The 12930-nt window shown below is 34.8% G+C and carries 14 protein-coding genes; 10 read left to right on the forward strand and 4 right to left on the reverse strand.

All coding sequences use genetic code 11. The annotated features are described in order from the left end of the window. The first annotated feature begins 1 nt into the window (after position 1). From rodA to PHF10_02690, 3 genes are all read left to right on the forward strand, one after another. On the forward strand, positions 2 to 1111 hold the full coding sequence (gene rodA, locus PHF10_02680) for a rod shape-determining protein RodA (protein MDD5534634.1): 1110 nt from the start codon (positions 2 to 4) through the stop codon (positions 1109 to 1111). 194 nt (positions 1112 to 1305) lie between these two features. Further along, positions 1306 to 1974 (forward strand): 50S ribosomal protein L25, encoded by a 669-nt coding sequence (locus PHF10_02685; GenBank protein MDD5534635.1) that lies wholly within the window; start codon positions 1306 to 1308, stop codon positions 1972 to 1974. Between the two features lie 16 nt (positions 1975 to 1990). Continuing rightward, entirely contained in the window at positions 1991 to 3103 is a 1113-nt protein-coding gene (locus tag PHF10_02690) for a DUF3048 domain-containing protein (GenBank protein MDD5534636.1), read from the forward strand. A 50-nt stretch (positions 3104 to 3153) separates the two neighbouring features. Here the strand turns inward: PHF10_02690 and PHF10_02695 are convergent, their stop codons facing one another. The 4 genes from PHF10_02695 to rpmE form a co-directional block, all read right to left on the reverse strand. Then, the gene (locus tag PHF10_02695) at positions 3154 to 3585 is read right to left on the reverse strand and encodes a hypothetical protein (protein MDD5534637.1); all 432 of its coding nucleotides are present in this window, start codon (positions 3583 to 3585) and stop codon (positions 3154 to 3156) included. A gap of 77 nt (positions 3586 to 3662) precedes the next feature. Continuing rightward, positions 3663 to 4547, reverse strand: coding sequence for a peptide chain release factor N(5)-glutamine methyltransferase (gene prmC, locus PHF10_02700; GenBank protein ID MDD5534638.1), 885 nt, complete (start codon positions 4545 to 4547; stop codon positions 3663 to 3665). Continuing rightward, the gene (prfA, locus tag PHF10_02705) at positions 4492 to 5541 is read right to left on the reverse strand and encodes a peptide chain release factor 1 (protein MDD5534639.1); all 1050 of its coding nucleotides are present in this window, start codon (positions 5539 to 5541) and stop codon (positions 4492 to 4494) included. The genes prmC and prfA overlap by 56 nt, the downstream gene beginning before the upstream one ends. A 65-nt stretch (positions 5542 to 5606) precedes the next feature. Next, positions 5607 to 5882 carry a 50S ribosomal protein L31 gene (gene rpmE, locus PHF10_02710; GenBank protein MDD5534640.1) on the reverse strand — a complete coding sequence of 92 codons (276 nt, stop codon included), beginning with the start codon at positions 5880 to 5882 and terminating at the stop codon, positions 5607 to 5609. Positions 5883 to 6243: 361 nt separating this feature from the next. Between rpmE and PHF10_02715 the strand changes: the two genes are divergently transcribed. The 7 genes from PHF10_02715 (at position 6244) to argS (ending at position 12756) form a co-directional block, all read left to right on the forward strand. Continuing rightward, positions 6244 to 6873, forward strand: a complete 630-nt coding sequence (locus tag PHF10_02715) for a hypothetical protein (protein MDD5534641.1) — start codon at positions 6244 to 6246, stop codon at positions 6871 to 6873. A gap of 154 nt (positions 6874 to 7027) precedes the next feature. Then, the gene (gene rpsB / locus PHF10_02720; protein MDD5534642.1) at positions 7028 to 7759 is read left to right on the forward strand and encodes a 30S ribosomal protein S2; all 732 of its coding nucleotides are present in this window, start codon (positions 7028 to 7030) and stop codon (positions 7757 to 7759) included. Between the two features lie 57 nt (positions 7760 to 7816). After that, a complete protein-coding gene (locus PHF10_02725; GenBank protein MDD5534643.1) occupies positions 7817 to 8401 on the forward strand; it encodes a translation elongation factor Ts in 585 nt (194 codons plus the stop codon). Between the two features lie 5 nt (positions 8402 to 8406). After that, on the forward strand, positions 8407 to 9231 hold the full coding sequence (ricT, locus tag PHF10_02730; GenBank protein ID MDD5534644.1) for a regulatory iron-sulfur-containing complex subunit RicT: 825 nt from the start codon (positions 8407 to 8409) through the stop codon (positions 9229 to 9231). A gap of 2 nt (positions 9232 to 9233) precedes the next feature. Next, positions 9234 to 9860 (forward strand): DJ-1/PfpI family protein, encoded by a 627-nt coding sequence (locus PHF10_02735; GenBank protein MDD5534645.1) that lies wholly within the window; start codon positions 9234 to 9236, stop codon positions 9858 to 9860. A 28-nt stretch (positions 9861 to 9888) separates the two neighbouring features. Further along, positions 9889 to 10956 carry a type I glyceraldehyde-3-phosphate dehydrogenase gene (gene gap, locus PHF10_02740; GenBank protein ID MDD5534646.1) on the forward strand — a complete coding sequence of 356 codons (1068 nt, stop codon included), beginning with the start codon at positions 9889 to 9891 and terminating at the stop codon, positions 10954 to 10956. Between the two features lie 42 nt (positions 10957 to 10998). After that, entirely contained in the window at positions 10999 to 12756 is a 1758-nt protein-coding gene (gene argS / locus PHF10_02745; protein MDD5534647.1) for an arginine--tRNA ligase, read from the forward strand. Positions 12757 to 12930: the final 174 nt, after the last annotated feature.

The following is a 12930-nucleotide window of genomic DNA, read 5'->3' on the forward strand; positions in this document are numbered from 1 at the left end:
TATGTTGTTCAGTCGTTTCAAAAATTTTGACAGCACTTTATTTGTTTTAATGGTTCTTTTAATTATTATCGGTTTAAGTGTTCAATACAGCCTTTCGCTTTCACAAGTAAATTTTAAATCCAGTAATTTTGTCAAACAATCAATTTTTGCGGTTTTCGGGCTTGTTTTATTTTTTGTCATAGCTTCTCTGGATTTTCGTTTTATTAAAGCGATTAACTTGGTTTTTTATATTTTAGTCGTGTTGTTGCTTTTGGGCGTCTTGATATTCGGACAAGTTTCCCACGGAGTAAAAGGATGGTTTAACTTGGGCTTTTTTAATTTTCAGCCCATTGAGTTGGCAAAATTGGCAGCGCTTTTAGCTCTGGCTCAGTTTTGGGGTTTTAGTCGACAACCGATAAGAATTCTTCATATTATTGTCAGTTTTATTATAATTCTTCCGTTGTTATTTTTAATTATGCGTCAGCCGGATTTCGGTTCAGCGATGATGATAGTAATTTTATGGTTTGGGCTTCTTCTAATGATGGATAGAAACAAAAAGCATATTTTGGGATTATTATTAATAATAATTTTGATTGGCGCCTTGGGCTGGTCATTTTTTTTAAAAGATTATCAGCAAGATCGTATTTTAACTTATTTGAATCCGCAAAGCGATCAAGCGGGACGAGGTTATCAAATTACGCAATCGACCATTGCGGTTGGGTCCGGCCAGATTTTCGGCCGAGGATTCGGTCTTGGAACGCAAAGTCAGCTAAGATTTTTACCGGCCAGTGAGACGGATTTTATTTTCGCGGCATTAACCGAGGAATTCGGATTAATGGGTACTATTTTACTTTTGGGTTTTTATATCGCTCTTATTTCCCGTCTTGTTAAAATTGCCAAAAGCGCTTACGATAATTTCAGCCAAATTTTTGTTTTGGGAGCGGTAATTTATTTTTTCTCCCAAGCGATCATAAATATAGGAATGAATGTCGGGTTATTTCCGATTGTCGGTATTCCACTGCCGTTTATCAGTTATGGCGGAAGTTCTTTATTGGTCAGTATGTTGATTTTGGCAATTATTGAAAGTATACTTTTATATCAGCCCTTTACCCACACACCAGAACAAAAATAATGCTCGCCCCAGTATTTTTTTAAAATTATTTTTTAATATAGCAATAAGTAAATTAAGTATAATTTAATTTGGGGGCTCACATTAAAAAATACATTTTTGTTTGGTGGGGGGTTTACAAAAAAAGGGGAGGTGGTATAATAATTCAATGACAAATTATTAATTACTAATTACTAAAAAATACTAATTACTAAAATATGTTAACTTTAAACGTAAAAAAGAGAGAATTAAAAGGTAAAAAGGTTCAAATCTTAAGAAAACAAGAAATTATTCCAGCCGTAGTTTACGGTCACGGCATAAAATCCGAGTCAATTGAGATGCCTTATTTAATTTTTGAAAAAATTTTTAAACAAGTCGGTGAAAGCGATTTGTTAAATTTGGAGATTGAAGGCGAAAAACCAAGAAAAGTGCTTATTACCGAAATTCAATATCATCCTTTGAGCGATAAAATAGAACATGTTGATTTTTATCAAATCAAAGAAGGCGAAAAAATTCATGTTGAAGTGGAATTGAAATTGGTGGGCGAATCTCCGGCAGTCAAAGAATTGGGCGGTATTTTATTTTCCAATATGACTAAATTGGAAATAGAATGTTTACCTGATGATTTGATTCATGATATTAAAATTGACATTTCCAAGTTAACCAAAATTGACGACGCGATTAGAATTAAAGATTTGGAAATACCCGCGAGTATTAAGGTTAAACATAATCTTGAAGAAATGGTAGTAATGGTTCAACCACCTCATTCTGAAGAAGAATTGAAAGAACTTGAATCAAAACCGGTTGAAAAAGTGGAAGAAGTTGCCAAAATAGAAAAAGCTCCGAAAAAGGAAGCTGAAGAAGTCGACGAAAAAAAGAAAAAATAAATTTATTGAATTTTTTATGGCAGAACTTTTTGAAAAAAGAAAAGCCATATTTATAAAATTAATCCCCAAAATGAAATTTTTTTCATGGGGATTAATTTTTGTTTTAGTGATTATTTCTTTGAGCGGCTGTCAAAAAAAACAAATTTTGCCGTCAATCAATAAATCAACGCCCGAGCAAGCGAATAATTCCAATCAAAATAATGTTGCTCCGGAAAATAATAATGCAACCGAGCCTCAAATTGCATTGATTTCAGAAGGAATAAAATTGCCAATAGCGATAATGATGGATAATTTTATTGACTCGCGGCCGATTAGCGGAATAAACAGTGCTTCAATAGTTTATGAATCACCGGCCGAAGCCGATATTACTCGTTTTTTGGCTATTTTTAATCAAGACGCATTGCCGGATAAAATCGGGCCGATTCGTTCAGCCAGGCCGTATTTTGTCAGCTGGGCAGAGGAATATGGCGCTTTGTATATTCATGCCGGAGGAAGCGATCAGGCGCTTAAAACAATCAAGAATGATCAAAATAATAATAAGATTTATGATTTAAATGAAATCAGCGGAGGCGGCGCGTATTTTTGGCGCGATCATAATCGAGTTGCTCCAAGCAATTTATATACTTCAGGTGAGTTTATAAAAAAGGCTATAGAAAATAAAAATTTGCCGGAAAAAATAAAAACAAATTTCAGCGGCTGGAAGTTTTCCAATGATATAAATCTTGTCAGTCAAGAAACAAGCGAATTCATTAAAATCGGTTATCTTGATCCGGTAGCTTGGAAATTTGATTCAAAAACAGATTTTTATTCGCGATTTTCCATTGATTCAAAAACAGGCACTTTGAATCTTTTTGTTGATTCGGATGGAACACAAATTAAAACAAAAAATTTAATCATTCAAAAAACAGAAATAAATATTTTAGACGAAGTCGGTCGCCGAGAAATTATGACCATAGGGGACGGCGAAGCGATGATTTTTCAAAAAGGTAAATTGACCAAGGGCAAATGGCAAAGAGGCGGTTCTCAGGAATTAACGAAATTTTATGATACATTTGACAAAGAAATAGAATTTTTACCCGGTTCGGTTTGGATTGAAGTTGTTTCTCTTAAACACAAACTTGTTTACTAAATTAAATTTAAAAGAGGATGTTGTTTTTAACAAACATCCTCTTTTTTTATTTATTTCCGGACTGGTATTCTTTGGTTTTGAAGAAGTTCTTCTGTAGGAAATACAACCAAATCTCCTTCAATCCACTTTTCTCGTAAATATTCCGCATTAATGAGTCGCGGTATGTAATCATAACAATAATGATTTCTAATAGCCATTATTTCTAATTCTTTCTTTTTTATTCCGTACAGAGAAATACAATGATCCCCGACAACTCCTCTGACCAAGATTAAAATTTTAGCTACAAAATCTTCTAAACCCGCGCTACCCAGCGTTGAGAGACGTGATTCACCGTCATATTGCCAAATGTCATATTTGGCATTTAATTTCTTTATTTCCTCATCTATGTAAACTTGACTAAAATGAGAAAGAATTTTTACTTTTTTGCCGCGTTCATCAGTCCACAAACTAATACCTGCTTCCTTATTATCATCATCAGGCATTTCTACCCCCTTTTATTTTTTTTAAGAAAGTTAAAGAACTTATATAATAAAAAATATAACACAAAATTAATTTTTTGTCAACATGAAATAACAACCAATCGATTTAGACCGGCCAGGTCTTTTTTTATTTCTATTTCAGAATGAGGAAAATATTTTTTAATTATTTTTTTTATTTTTTTCGCCTGATTAAAATTTATTTCCAAGAATATTTTTCCGTCAGGCCGCAAATGATCAGCCGCATTTTCAAGCAGAGATTGATAAAATTTTAAACCGTCTTTTCCGCCGTCTAAAGCGATTTGCGGACTATGAGAAAGCAATCGAGCTTTTTGTGTAGGAATATAAGGCAAATTAGCCGCAATAAAATCAACCTTTTTAGGTAACAATTCTAAAAGATTTTTGTTTAAAAAAATGATTTGTTTATCTGTTTTATGTTTTTTTGCGTTTTTTTTTGCCACTTTTAGGGCATTTTTTGAAATATCAATGGCGTAGATTTTTGCCAAAGGCAAATGTTTTGCCAAAGTAATGGCAATATTGCCGCAACCGGTGCCAACATCCGCGATAGTGATAGAATTTAGAATTTGGAATTTAGAATTTGGAACAGATTTCAAGACTTCTTCGACTAAAAGTTCTGTTTCCGGGCAGGGGATTAAAACATTTTTATCAACCATAAAATCCAAATTAAAAAATTCTTTATGGCCGACAAGATAAGCCACAGGAGTACCTTTTTTTCTTTGAGTAATTAATTTTTTAAATTTTATTTCTTCTGTTTTTTTTAATTTTTTTTCAGAATGGGCGTAAAGCCAGATTTTAAGTTTTTTTACAGTGAAACTTAAAAGAACCTCGGCATCCAAACCGGGTTCATCAGAATATTTTTTTAAATTTTGTCGGGCTTTTAACAGCGCTTCTTTAATTGTCATTTTCTTGTTCTTCAAATGATTCAACGATTGCGTCCATATTTCCATCCAAAATATTCAACATGTTGAAAAATGATTTGTTCAAGCGATGATCGGTAATCCTGTCTTGCGGAAAATTATAAGTTCTGATTTTTTCCGAACGTTCCGCGGTGCCGATTTGTTCTCGTCTTTTGTCTCCCAAATCTTTATGTTTTTTTTCTTCATTCAACGCCAACAATCTTGATCTTAAAATGATCATAGCTTTTTCTTTATTTTGTCCTTGGCTGCGTTCGTCTTGGCAGGCAACAACTAAATTTGTCGGTAAATGAGTAATTCTTACAGCGGAAGAAGTTTTTTGAACATTTTGGCCTCCATGTCCGGAAGCGCAAAAAGTGTCAATTTTTAAATCTTTTAAATCTATTTTAAGATCCGCGGGTTCGGCTTGAGGCAATACCGCGACTGAAGCAGTAGAAGTGTGAAGCCGACCGCTTTTTTCAGTCTTGGGAATCCTTTGAACCCTGTGAACACCGCTTTCATTTTTTAAAATTTGATAAGCGCCAGAATCTCTTATTTCCAAAATAGCTTCTTTAAAGCCGTCCAATTCAGTTTTGTGCGATGAAATTAAACCAACCTTCCAGCCCCTTTTTTCCGCAAAACGCGAATACATTCTTAATAAATCTCCGGCGAAAATAGCCGCTTCGTCGCCGCCGGTGCCGGCTCTGATTTCCAAAATTACGCCGCGACTTTCCGGAATATTGGAAGATTTTTCCTTTTTATTGATTTCTGATTCAAGGCTTATTTTTTTTTCTTTTAATTGTTCCAGCTCTTCTTTGATCAAACTTAGCATTTCCGGTTGAGTTTCTTTATTTGATAATTTTTCAATTTCAAAAATTTTTTCGTTTGTTTCTCTAAGTTGATCAAACAGGCGATAGGTTTCTTTCAATTGATTGTATTTTTGGGATATTTCTTTCAATTTTTCCTGATCAGCATAAATCTCAGAACTCTGCAATTGTTCTTCAAATGATTTTAATTGATCTTTCAATTGACTGAGATTATTATCCATATTTTAATTTTACAACAAAAAATTATCCAAATAGTATTTTTGGCAACAATTCAATCGATATGAAATTATTCTTTATCCTTTTTTTCTTTGGCAGATTCTTTTTTAACTTTGGTCTTTTTGGTTTCCTTAATCGCTTTTGACTTGGTAACCATTTTGTTGAATCTTTCCAATCTTCCGGCTGTATCAATATATTTCTGTTTGCCGGTATAAAAAGGATGGCAAGCAGAACATATTTCCACGTGTATTTCCGGAACAGTCGAACCAACGTTAAATTCCGAACCGCAAGCGCAAGTCATTTTTGCTTGAGGATGATATTTAGGGTGAATATTTTTCTTTGGCATATAATATGATTAATTTATTAAAGTTATTATAACATGATATCATATCTATATTTTTTGTCAATTTATTCCACGCATTAATTAGCAACAAAACCAGCCCTACATTTTTGCTCTTGACTTTTTGGAAAATATGATATAATATAGAAACTGAAAGGAGGGAGATAAAAAGATCTTTAAAATTACTTACGAATTGACGGTCTTAGCCACAAAATTCTAATTTATGAGTAAATATTGGTGTTTTCTGGCTATGACTGTCATAATTAGTTCATAGTTCCTCTCGGGGCGAGAGGATAAATACCGCAAGATGCGGCTCAACCTTTTAGGTTGAGAAAATAATATCGGCTATTAGCCGAAAGGAGGAATTATGTCTAATAAATATGGACATCGCCCATACAATTGGTTTGAGGCGATTGTTAATAAACTGGGAGGCGAAGAAAAAGCTGAAGCTTTTCTTCGAGGTGATCTAAAAGTGGTTGAACCAACTCGCATTTGGCGCGAGCAGGATGACGTCATCTATTTTGATGTCACTTCTGACGGTACAACTGGTCCAGAATGGATTAATCGGCTCATGAAGAATGATTTCCGTATAAGCAGCCAAGGCGAGCAGTTACTATGTTCGTCGGAATTCAAGTCGACCAAGAGTATCACTTATCACATCGCCGTGTTCAAGAGCATGCTTTTCAAAGACGAGGAGCGGTGCACCAAAAAAATTCGTGAGGAAGCCAAGAGTCGTAAGCTCGGTACTCCGAATGCTGAAATTGCTTGTCTTATTCGTGAGAGTTTCACAGACGGAGAAGTTAAGGCTATGGGTTTGTCTAATATCTTGGTTATGCACGAACCTATTAAAAATTCTGGCGATTGGTATCTTTTTAATGTCGATTGCGGTAGTGGGGGTCGTTGGTTGGACACATTCCAAGATCATTCCGTCGAAAATAATTCCGACAACCAGTGGAATCGTGGCGATGGTTTTGCGTTCGTCGTTTCGCAAAAGTAATTTGATTATTAGTTTATTTTAAAAAAAAGCCCCCGAAGATAATTAAGGGGGCTTTTTGATTAGATGTTATTTAATTTCAAAAAATGGCCTTGCTTATTTTTAAGGATATGTTATCATGATACTTAATTAATATAATTTTTATACTTACAAATTTATGGTAAAACTTCCAAGCTTAGATGAATTAGTTGAGGCCGGAGTTCATTTAGGACACAAAAAAAGCAGATTGGCCCCTAAAATGCTTCCGTATATTTACGGAGTCAGAAACACTTCTCATTTAATTGATCTGGAAAAAACCCTCGTAAAATTGGAGGAAGCGATGAATTTTATCGCTGACAAAGTCGCTCAAGGCGGAGTTATTTTATTTTTGGGCACCAAACCGGCTGCCAAAAAAATTATAAAAAAATACGCCGAAGAAGTTGCCGTGCCGTTTGTTTATGAGCGCTGGCTGCCGGGCACTTTAACCAATTTTGAAACCATTGTTAACTTGATTGAAAAATTCAAGAAAATGGAAAAAGAGAAAGCGGCGAATGGTTGGGAAAAATATACCAAGAAAGAACGGCTTAATATGGAAAAAACTTTAATCTCTTTGGAAAAAATGGTTGGCGGAATAAAATCATTAACCAAAAAACCGGATGTTCTTTTTATTGTCGATACGCAAGAAGAAAAGACAGCTTTGAAAGAAGCGAAGAGATGCAATATCCCGGTTGTTGCCATGGTTAACACCAATGCTAATCCGGAAAAAGTTGACTGGGCCATTCCTACTAATGATAATGCGGTTAGAGTAATAGAATTAATAACCAAATTTATAGCCGAGGCGGTTAAAGAAGGTAAAAATCAAAAAGAAAAAAATAAAGTTGAAGTTAAAGAAAAGAAAGAAACTAAATAAAAGGAACGCGAATTTCGCTATAAATATAATTAAGAAATTAATTGAATTAATAAATATATGAGTTTAGATTTAGATGTTGTAAAACAATTAAGAGAAACAACGGGATTAGGAATAGTTGAATGCCAGAAAGCATTAAAACAATCCGATGGCAATATAGAAAAAGCCATTGAAGCTTTAAGAAAGAGTGGAGAAAAATTAGTGGCCACCAAGCAAAGCAGATCCACCAATCAAGGCATCATAGAGGCATATGTTCATTCCAATAAAAAAATTGCCGTGCTTTTGGAATTGGTTTGTGAAACAGATTTTGTCTCGCGCAATGAAGAGTTTAGCGAATTGGCTCACAATTTGGCCATGCAAGTGGCGGCTCTTAATCCAAAATGGATATCTCCGGAAGAAGTGCCTCAAGAAATTTTAGAAAAAGAAAAAGAAATTTACAGCGCGGATTTACCCAAAGACAAGCCTGCTGAAGTCATTGAAAAAATATTAAACGGAAAAATGCAAAAATTTTACAGCGAATTTTGTCTTTTGAAACAACCGTTTATCAAAGACGACAAATTTGCCATTGAAGATTTGGTTAAAGAAAAAATTGCCAAGTTCGGCGAGAATATCAAGGTTAAAAGATTTATTAGATTTGCTTTATAAAAATTATGTTCGTAATTTCAGTCCAAGTAACGCCATGGATTAATCCTTATAAATTTATTCAGAAAAGAGGTGATTTTCAGATAAAAAAAGGAGAATTTAATGTTGGTGATAAAGTGATTATCAAAACTTCCATTGGCGGAGATTTGGGCGAAATAACAAAGATAGATGAGATTAAAGAAAACGAAGAAGAAGCTGCTCGCAATGAAACAAGCGAGAATTTTATATTAAGAAAAGCCAGTCAGGAAGATTTATCCAAATATGAAGAAAGGAATAATGAAAAAGATAAAACAATCAAGAGATGCGAAAAAATAATCAAGAAAACGAATTTGCCGATAAAAATCATTGATGTTCTATTCGCTTTTGACGGAGGAAAAATAACTTTTGCTTTCACTTCGCCGTCAAGAATTGATTTTCGCGAACTTGTGAAAGAATTGGTTCAGGAATTTCACAAATCAATTAAAATGCACCAAGTCGGCGCCAGACAAGAAACAGGATTGATAGGCGATATTGGATCCTGCGGAAGAGGACTTTGCTGCATGAGTTTTTTGAAAAAATTGGGAAATGTGAGCACTAATTTGATTTTAGAGCAGCAATTGACTCAGCGCGGTTCTGATCGTTTGACAGGCATGTGCGGACGATTGAAATGCTGTTTGGTTTTTGAAGAAGAAATGTATAAAGAACTGGCTCAAAAATTACCCGCCATTGGCACTAAAGTAAAAACCGCAGAAGGGGTAGGAGAAGTGGTTGAACGTCATGTTTTAAAACAAACCGTGGTGGTGAGAGTTAAAGATGAAAAAATAGAAGTAGGGGTGGACAAAATTAAATTTTAATTATGAGGTCAAAAATTTTCCTTTGTTTTGTTATTTTTTTAACTCTGTTTTTTTTATCAGGCTGTACTAAAATAGAAAAGAAAAAAAATATGGAAAATTCCACTGACAAAAAAGCGGTTATTGTGATTGCTGATGAAGGTTTTCAAGATTTTGAATACAGTGAAACTCGGGCGGTATTGGAAAAAGCAGGAATTATTATTACCACTGCCGATTTGAAAGGCGATCAGGCTATTTCAAAATCAGGAGATACAATTAAAGTTGATAAAAAAATAGAGGACATTGAAATTAAAGATTTTGATGCCCTTATTTTTATCGGCGGACCCGGAGCGCTTGAATATGTGGAAAATAAAAATGTTCAGCAATTAGTTCAGCAAGCAATAAGCGAAAATAAAATTTTAGGCGCCATTTGCATTGCTCCTGAAATTTTAGCCAAAGCCGGAGTGTTATCCGGTAAAAAAGCGACAGTTTGGACCGATGAATTTGATAAAACTTCAATTGACGTATTAAGAGCCAATGCCGCCGAATATATAAATCAAGCAGTGGTTGCTGACGGCAGAATTATTACTGCCAATGGTCCGTCCGCTTCTTCCGAATTCGGACAAAAAATAGTGGAACTGTTAAATCAATAATTAAATATAAATAATAATTAATAATTTTATGACTGATAAAAAAATAAAAGTGGCTATAAACGGTTTTGGCCGAATCGGCCGACCAAGTTTTCGCATCGCTTCCAAATCTAAAAATATAGAGATTGTGGCCATCAATGATTTGACTGACACAAAAACTTTGGCTCATCTTTTGCAATATGATTCTCTTTATGGAAAATTTGAGAAAGAGGTGAGTGAGGACGGGAAAAATTTAATTGTTTACCCCGAGCAGAGTCGAGGGGTTGACGGTCCTTCGACAGGCTCAGGATTAGTAAAAAAAATTCCGGTTTTTGCGGAAAAAGATCCGGCTTTATTGCCTTGGAAAAAATTGGGTGTGGATGTGGTTTTGGAATGCACGGGATTTTTTACCGATTATCAGGGAGCGAAAAAACATCTTGAAGCCGGAGCAAAAAGAGTGATTATTTCCGCGCCGCCGAAAAATTCAGATATCCCAACTTATGTTTTGGGAGTCAATGAAGAAAAATTTGATTCAAAAAAAGATTTGATTATTTCCAACGGTTCATGCACAACCAACTGTTTGGCCCCAATGGCGAAAATTTTAAATGATAATTTCAAGATTAAACGCGGATTCATGACCACGATTCATTCTTATACCAATGATCAGCGCTTGCTTGATTTGCCTCATAAAGATTTGCGCCGAACACGCGCGGCTGCGGAAAATATGATTCCCACCACGACCGGCGCCACCAAATCAGTGGCAATGGTTATTCCGGATTTAGCGGGAAAATTAGACGGCATTTCATTGCGCGTTCCGACTCCGGTTGTTTCGGTAGTTGATTTTATTTGTTCAGTGGAAAAACAGACCAGCATAGCGGAAGTTAATAATAAATTTATTGCCGCCGCCAAAGGAAAATTAAAAGGAATTTTAAATACATCTGACGAACTTTTGGTGTCTTCTGATTTTCGCGGCGATTCTCATTCAGCGATTGTTGATTTGCCTTTAACTATGGTTAAGGACGACTTAATTAAAGTAATGGCTTGGTATGATAATGAGTGGGGATATTCTTGCCGATATGTGGAAATGGCCGAATATGTGGGGAAGCAAATAAGTAAATAAGCTGATAAGCTAATAAGTAGATAAGTTAATAAGTGATAAGTAATGACTACTGAAATATTGCAAAAACATCTTATCGAAGCTTTAAAAAGGGCTTTAACAAGTCTTTCTTTTGATTTTTCTCTGTTTAAAGAAGATTTAAAATTGGAAACTCCGCCAAATCCGGAAATGGGAGATTTCAGTATTTCTTGTTTTGGAATGGCAAAAGTTCTGAAAAAAGCGCCGACAGTTGTCGCTCAAGAATTAGTTTCGCAACTTAATTTGAATAAAACAAAATTTTCGGTTTTTGAACAAGCGAAAAATATCGGACCTTATCTTAATTTTTTCATTAATAAAAAAATTTGGTTTAAAGCGATTTGCGAAGAGATTTTATCCAAAGGAGATAAATTCGGTTTTTCAAATTTTGGAAAAAATAAAAAAATTTTGGTTGAATATTCGGGAGTGAATACCAATAAGCCGCAACATTTGGGACATTTAAGAAATAATTTTTTAGGCCAGACAACGGCCAATTTATTGACCGCCATCGGCTACAGAGTTGTTAAAATTAATTTAATCAATGATCGGGGTATTCATATTTGCAAATCAATGTTGGCTTATAAATTATGGGGCGAAGAGAAAACTCCGGAATCGGAAAAAATGAAAGGCGATCATTTTGTCGGAAAATATTATGTTTTATTCGCGGATAAAGTTAAAGAAAATCCGGAATTGTTAAATGAAGCGCAAAAAATGTTGGAACAGTGGGAAAGCGGGGATTCGGAAATAATCGCTCTTTGGCAGAAAATGAACAAATGGGCGCTTGATGGTTTTTATAAAACTTATGAAAAAATCGGAATCAATTTTGACAAATGGTATTTTGAAAGCGACACTTATAAATTGGGCAAGAAAATAATTTTAAAAGCTTTAAGAAAAAAAATTTGTTATCGCCGCGAAGACAAAGCTATAGAAATTGATTTAACAAAATATAATTTGGATAAAAAAGTTTTAATTCGGCCGGACGGCACGAGTGTTTATGTTACGCAAGATATCGGTTTGGCTTTTTTAAAAAATCGCGACTTCAAACCATACAAATCAATTTATGTGGTGGGTTCGGAGCAAAAATATCATTTTCAAGTTTTGTTTAAAGTTTTAGAATTATTCGGTTTTAAGGGAGTGGAAAATTATCGCCATCTTTCTTACGGTTTGATTTCTATCCCGGGAGGAAGACTAAAATCAAGAGAGGGAACAAGAGTGGACGCGGATGATATTATTTCTGAAATAGAACAATTGGCAAAAAGCGAAATAATGTCCAGTGATCCGAATATCAGTCCGGTTGAAGTTTCGCGAAGAGCGGAAATTATTGCTTTGGCCGCTTTGAAATTTTTCCTGCTTAAATTTACGCCGGAACAAGAAGTTCATTTTCAACCCAAAGAATCAATCGCTTTTGAAGGCGCGACCGGTCCTTATATTCAATATACTTATACCAGGATTCAAAGTATTTTAGAAAAAAGACCCGCAGAAGAAATTACGGATAAATTAATTGACTATAAAATATTGGGCAATCCGGAAGAAGCGGCTATTTTAAAGCTATTAGCGGCCTTCCCGGGCGTGACCAAAGAATCAGCCGTCTCGTATAATCCAACCTGTTTGGCGACTTATCTTTTGAAATTAAGCCAAACTTTTAACGAATTTTATCATAAACACAAGGTTTTAAAGGCGGAAAACAAAAGATTGATCAAGGCGCGTTTGATATTGATTCAGGCAGTGGCGCAAGTGTTAAAAAATGGCTTAAATTTAATGGGCATTGATGTGTTGGGGCGAATGTAAATTATAGGGAAGTATAAGAGGAAAATAAGGGGTTTGGTTATCCACACGCCTTATTTGTTTTCTCTTGATTTTCAGTCATTTTTCCTATATAATTACAGTATAAATGCCCAGTTTAATTGAAATAATTAATGGCGCGGTTCAAACTAAATAATTTGAGAATATTTTTGATTTACT

The sequence above is a fragment of the Patescibacteria group bacterium genome (genome assembly GCA_028716665.1).
GTDB lineage: Bacteria > Patescibacteriota > Patescibacteriia > UBA2591 > JAQUPP01 > JAQUPP01.

What these genes read in the sequence shown, in the direction of transcription:
- rodA (MDD5534634.1), top strand. Translation starts at nt 2, where the DNA reads ATGTTGTTCAGTCGTTTCAAAAATTTTGACAGCACTTTATTTGTTTTA.
- PHF10_02685 (MDD5534635.1), top strand. Translation starts at nt 1,306, where the DNA reads ATGTTAACTTTAAACGTAAAAAAGAGAGAATTAAAAGGTAAAAAGGTT.
- PHF10_02690 (MDD5534636.1), top strand. Translation starts at nt 1,991, where the DNA reads ATGGCAGAACTTTTTGAAAAAAGAAAAGCCATATTTATAAAATTAATC.
- PHF10_02695 (MDD5534637.1), bottom strand. Translation starts at nt 3,585, where the DNA reads ATGCCTGATGATGATAATAAGGAAGCAGGTATTAGTTTGTGGACTGAT.
- prmC (MDD5534638.1), bottom strand. Translation starts at nt 4,547, where the DNA reads ATGGAAATATGGACGCAATCGTTGAATCATTTGAAGAACAAGAAAATG.
- prfA (MDD5534639.1), bottom strand. Translation starts at nt 5,541, where the DNA reads ATGGATAATAATCTCAGTCAATTGAAAGATCAATTAAAATCATTTGAA.
- rpmE (MDD5534640.1), bottom strand. Translation starts at nt 5,882, where the DNA reads ATGCCAAAGAAAAATATTCACCCTAAATATCATCCTCAAGCAAAAATG.
- PHF10_02715 (MDD5534641.1), top strand. Translation starts at nt 6,244, where the DNA reads ATGTCTAATAAATATGGACATCGCCCATACAATTGGTTTGAGGCGATT.
- rpsB (MDD5534642.1), top strand. Translation starts at nt 7,028, where the DNA reads ATGGTAAAACTTCCAAGCTTAGATGAATTAGTTGAGGCCGGAGTTCAT.
- PHF10_02725 (MDD5534643.1), top strand. Translation starts at nt 7,817, where the DNA reads ATGAGTTTAGATTTAGATGTTGTAAAACAATTAAGAGAAACAACGGGA.
- ricT (MDD5534644.1), top strand. Translation starts at nt 8,407, where the DNA reads ATGTTCGTAATTTCAGTCCAAGTAACGCCATGGATTAATCCTTATAAA.
- PHF10_02735 (MDD5534645.1), top strand. Translation starts at nt 9,234, where the DNA reads ATGAGGTCAAAAATTTTCCTTTGTTTTGTTATTTTTTTAACTCTGTTT.
- gap (MDD5534646.1), top strand. Translation starts at nt 9,889, where the DNA reads ATGACTGATAAAAAAATAAAAGTGGCTATAAACGGTTTTGGCCGAATC.
- argS (MDD5534647.1), top strand. Translation starts at nt 10,999, where the DNA reads ATGACTACTGAAATATTGCAAAAACATCTTATCGAAGCTTTAAAAAGG.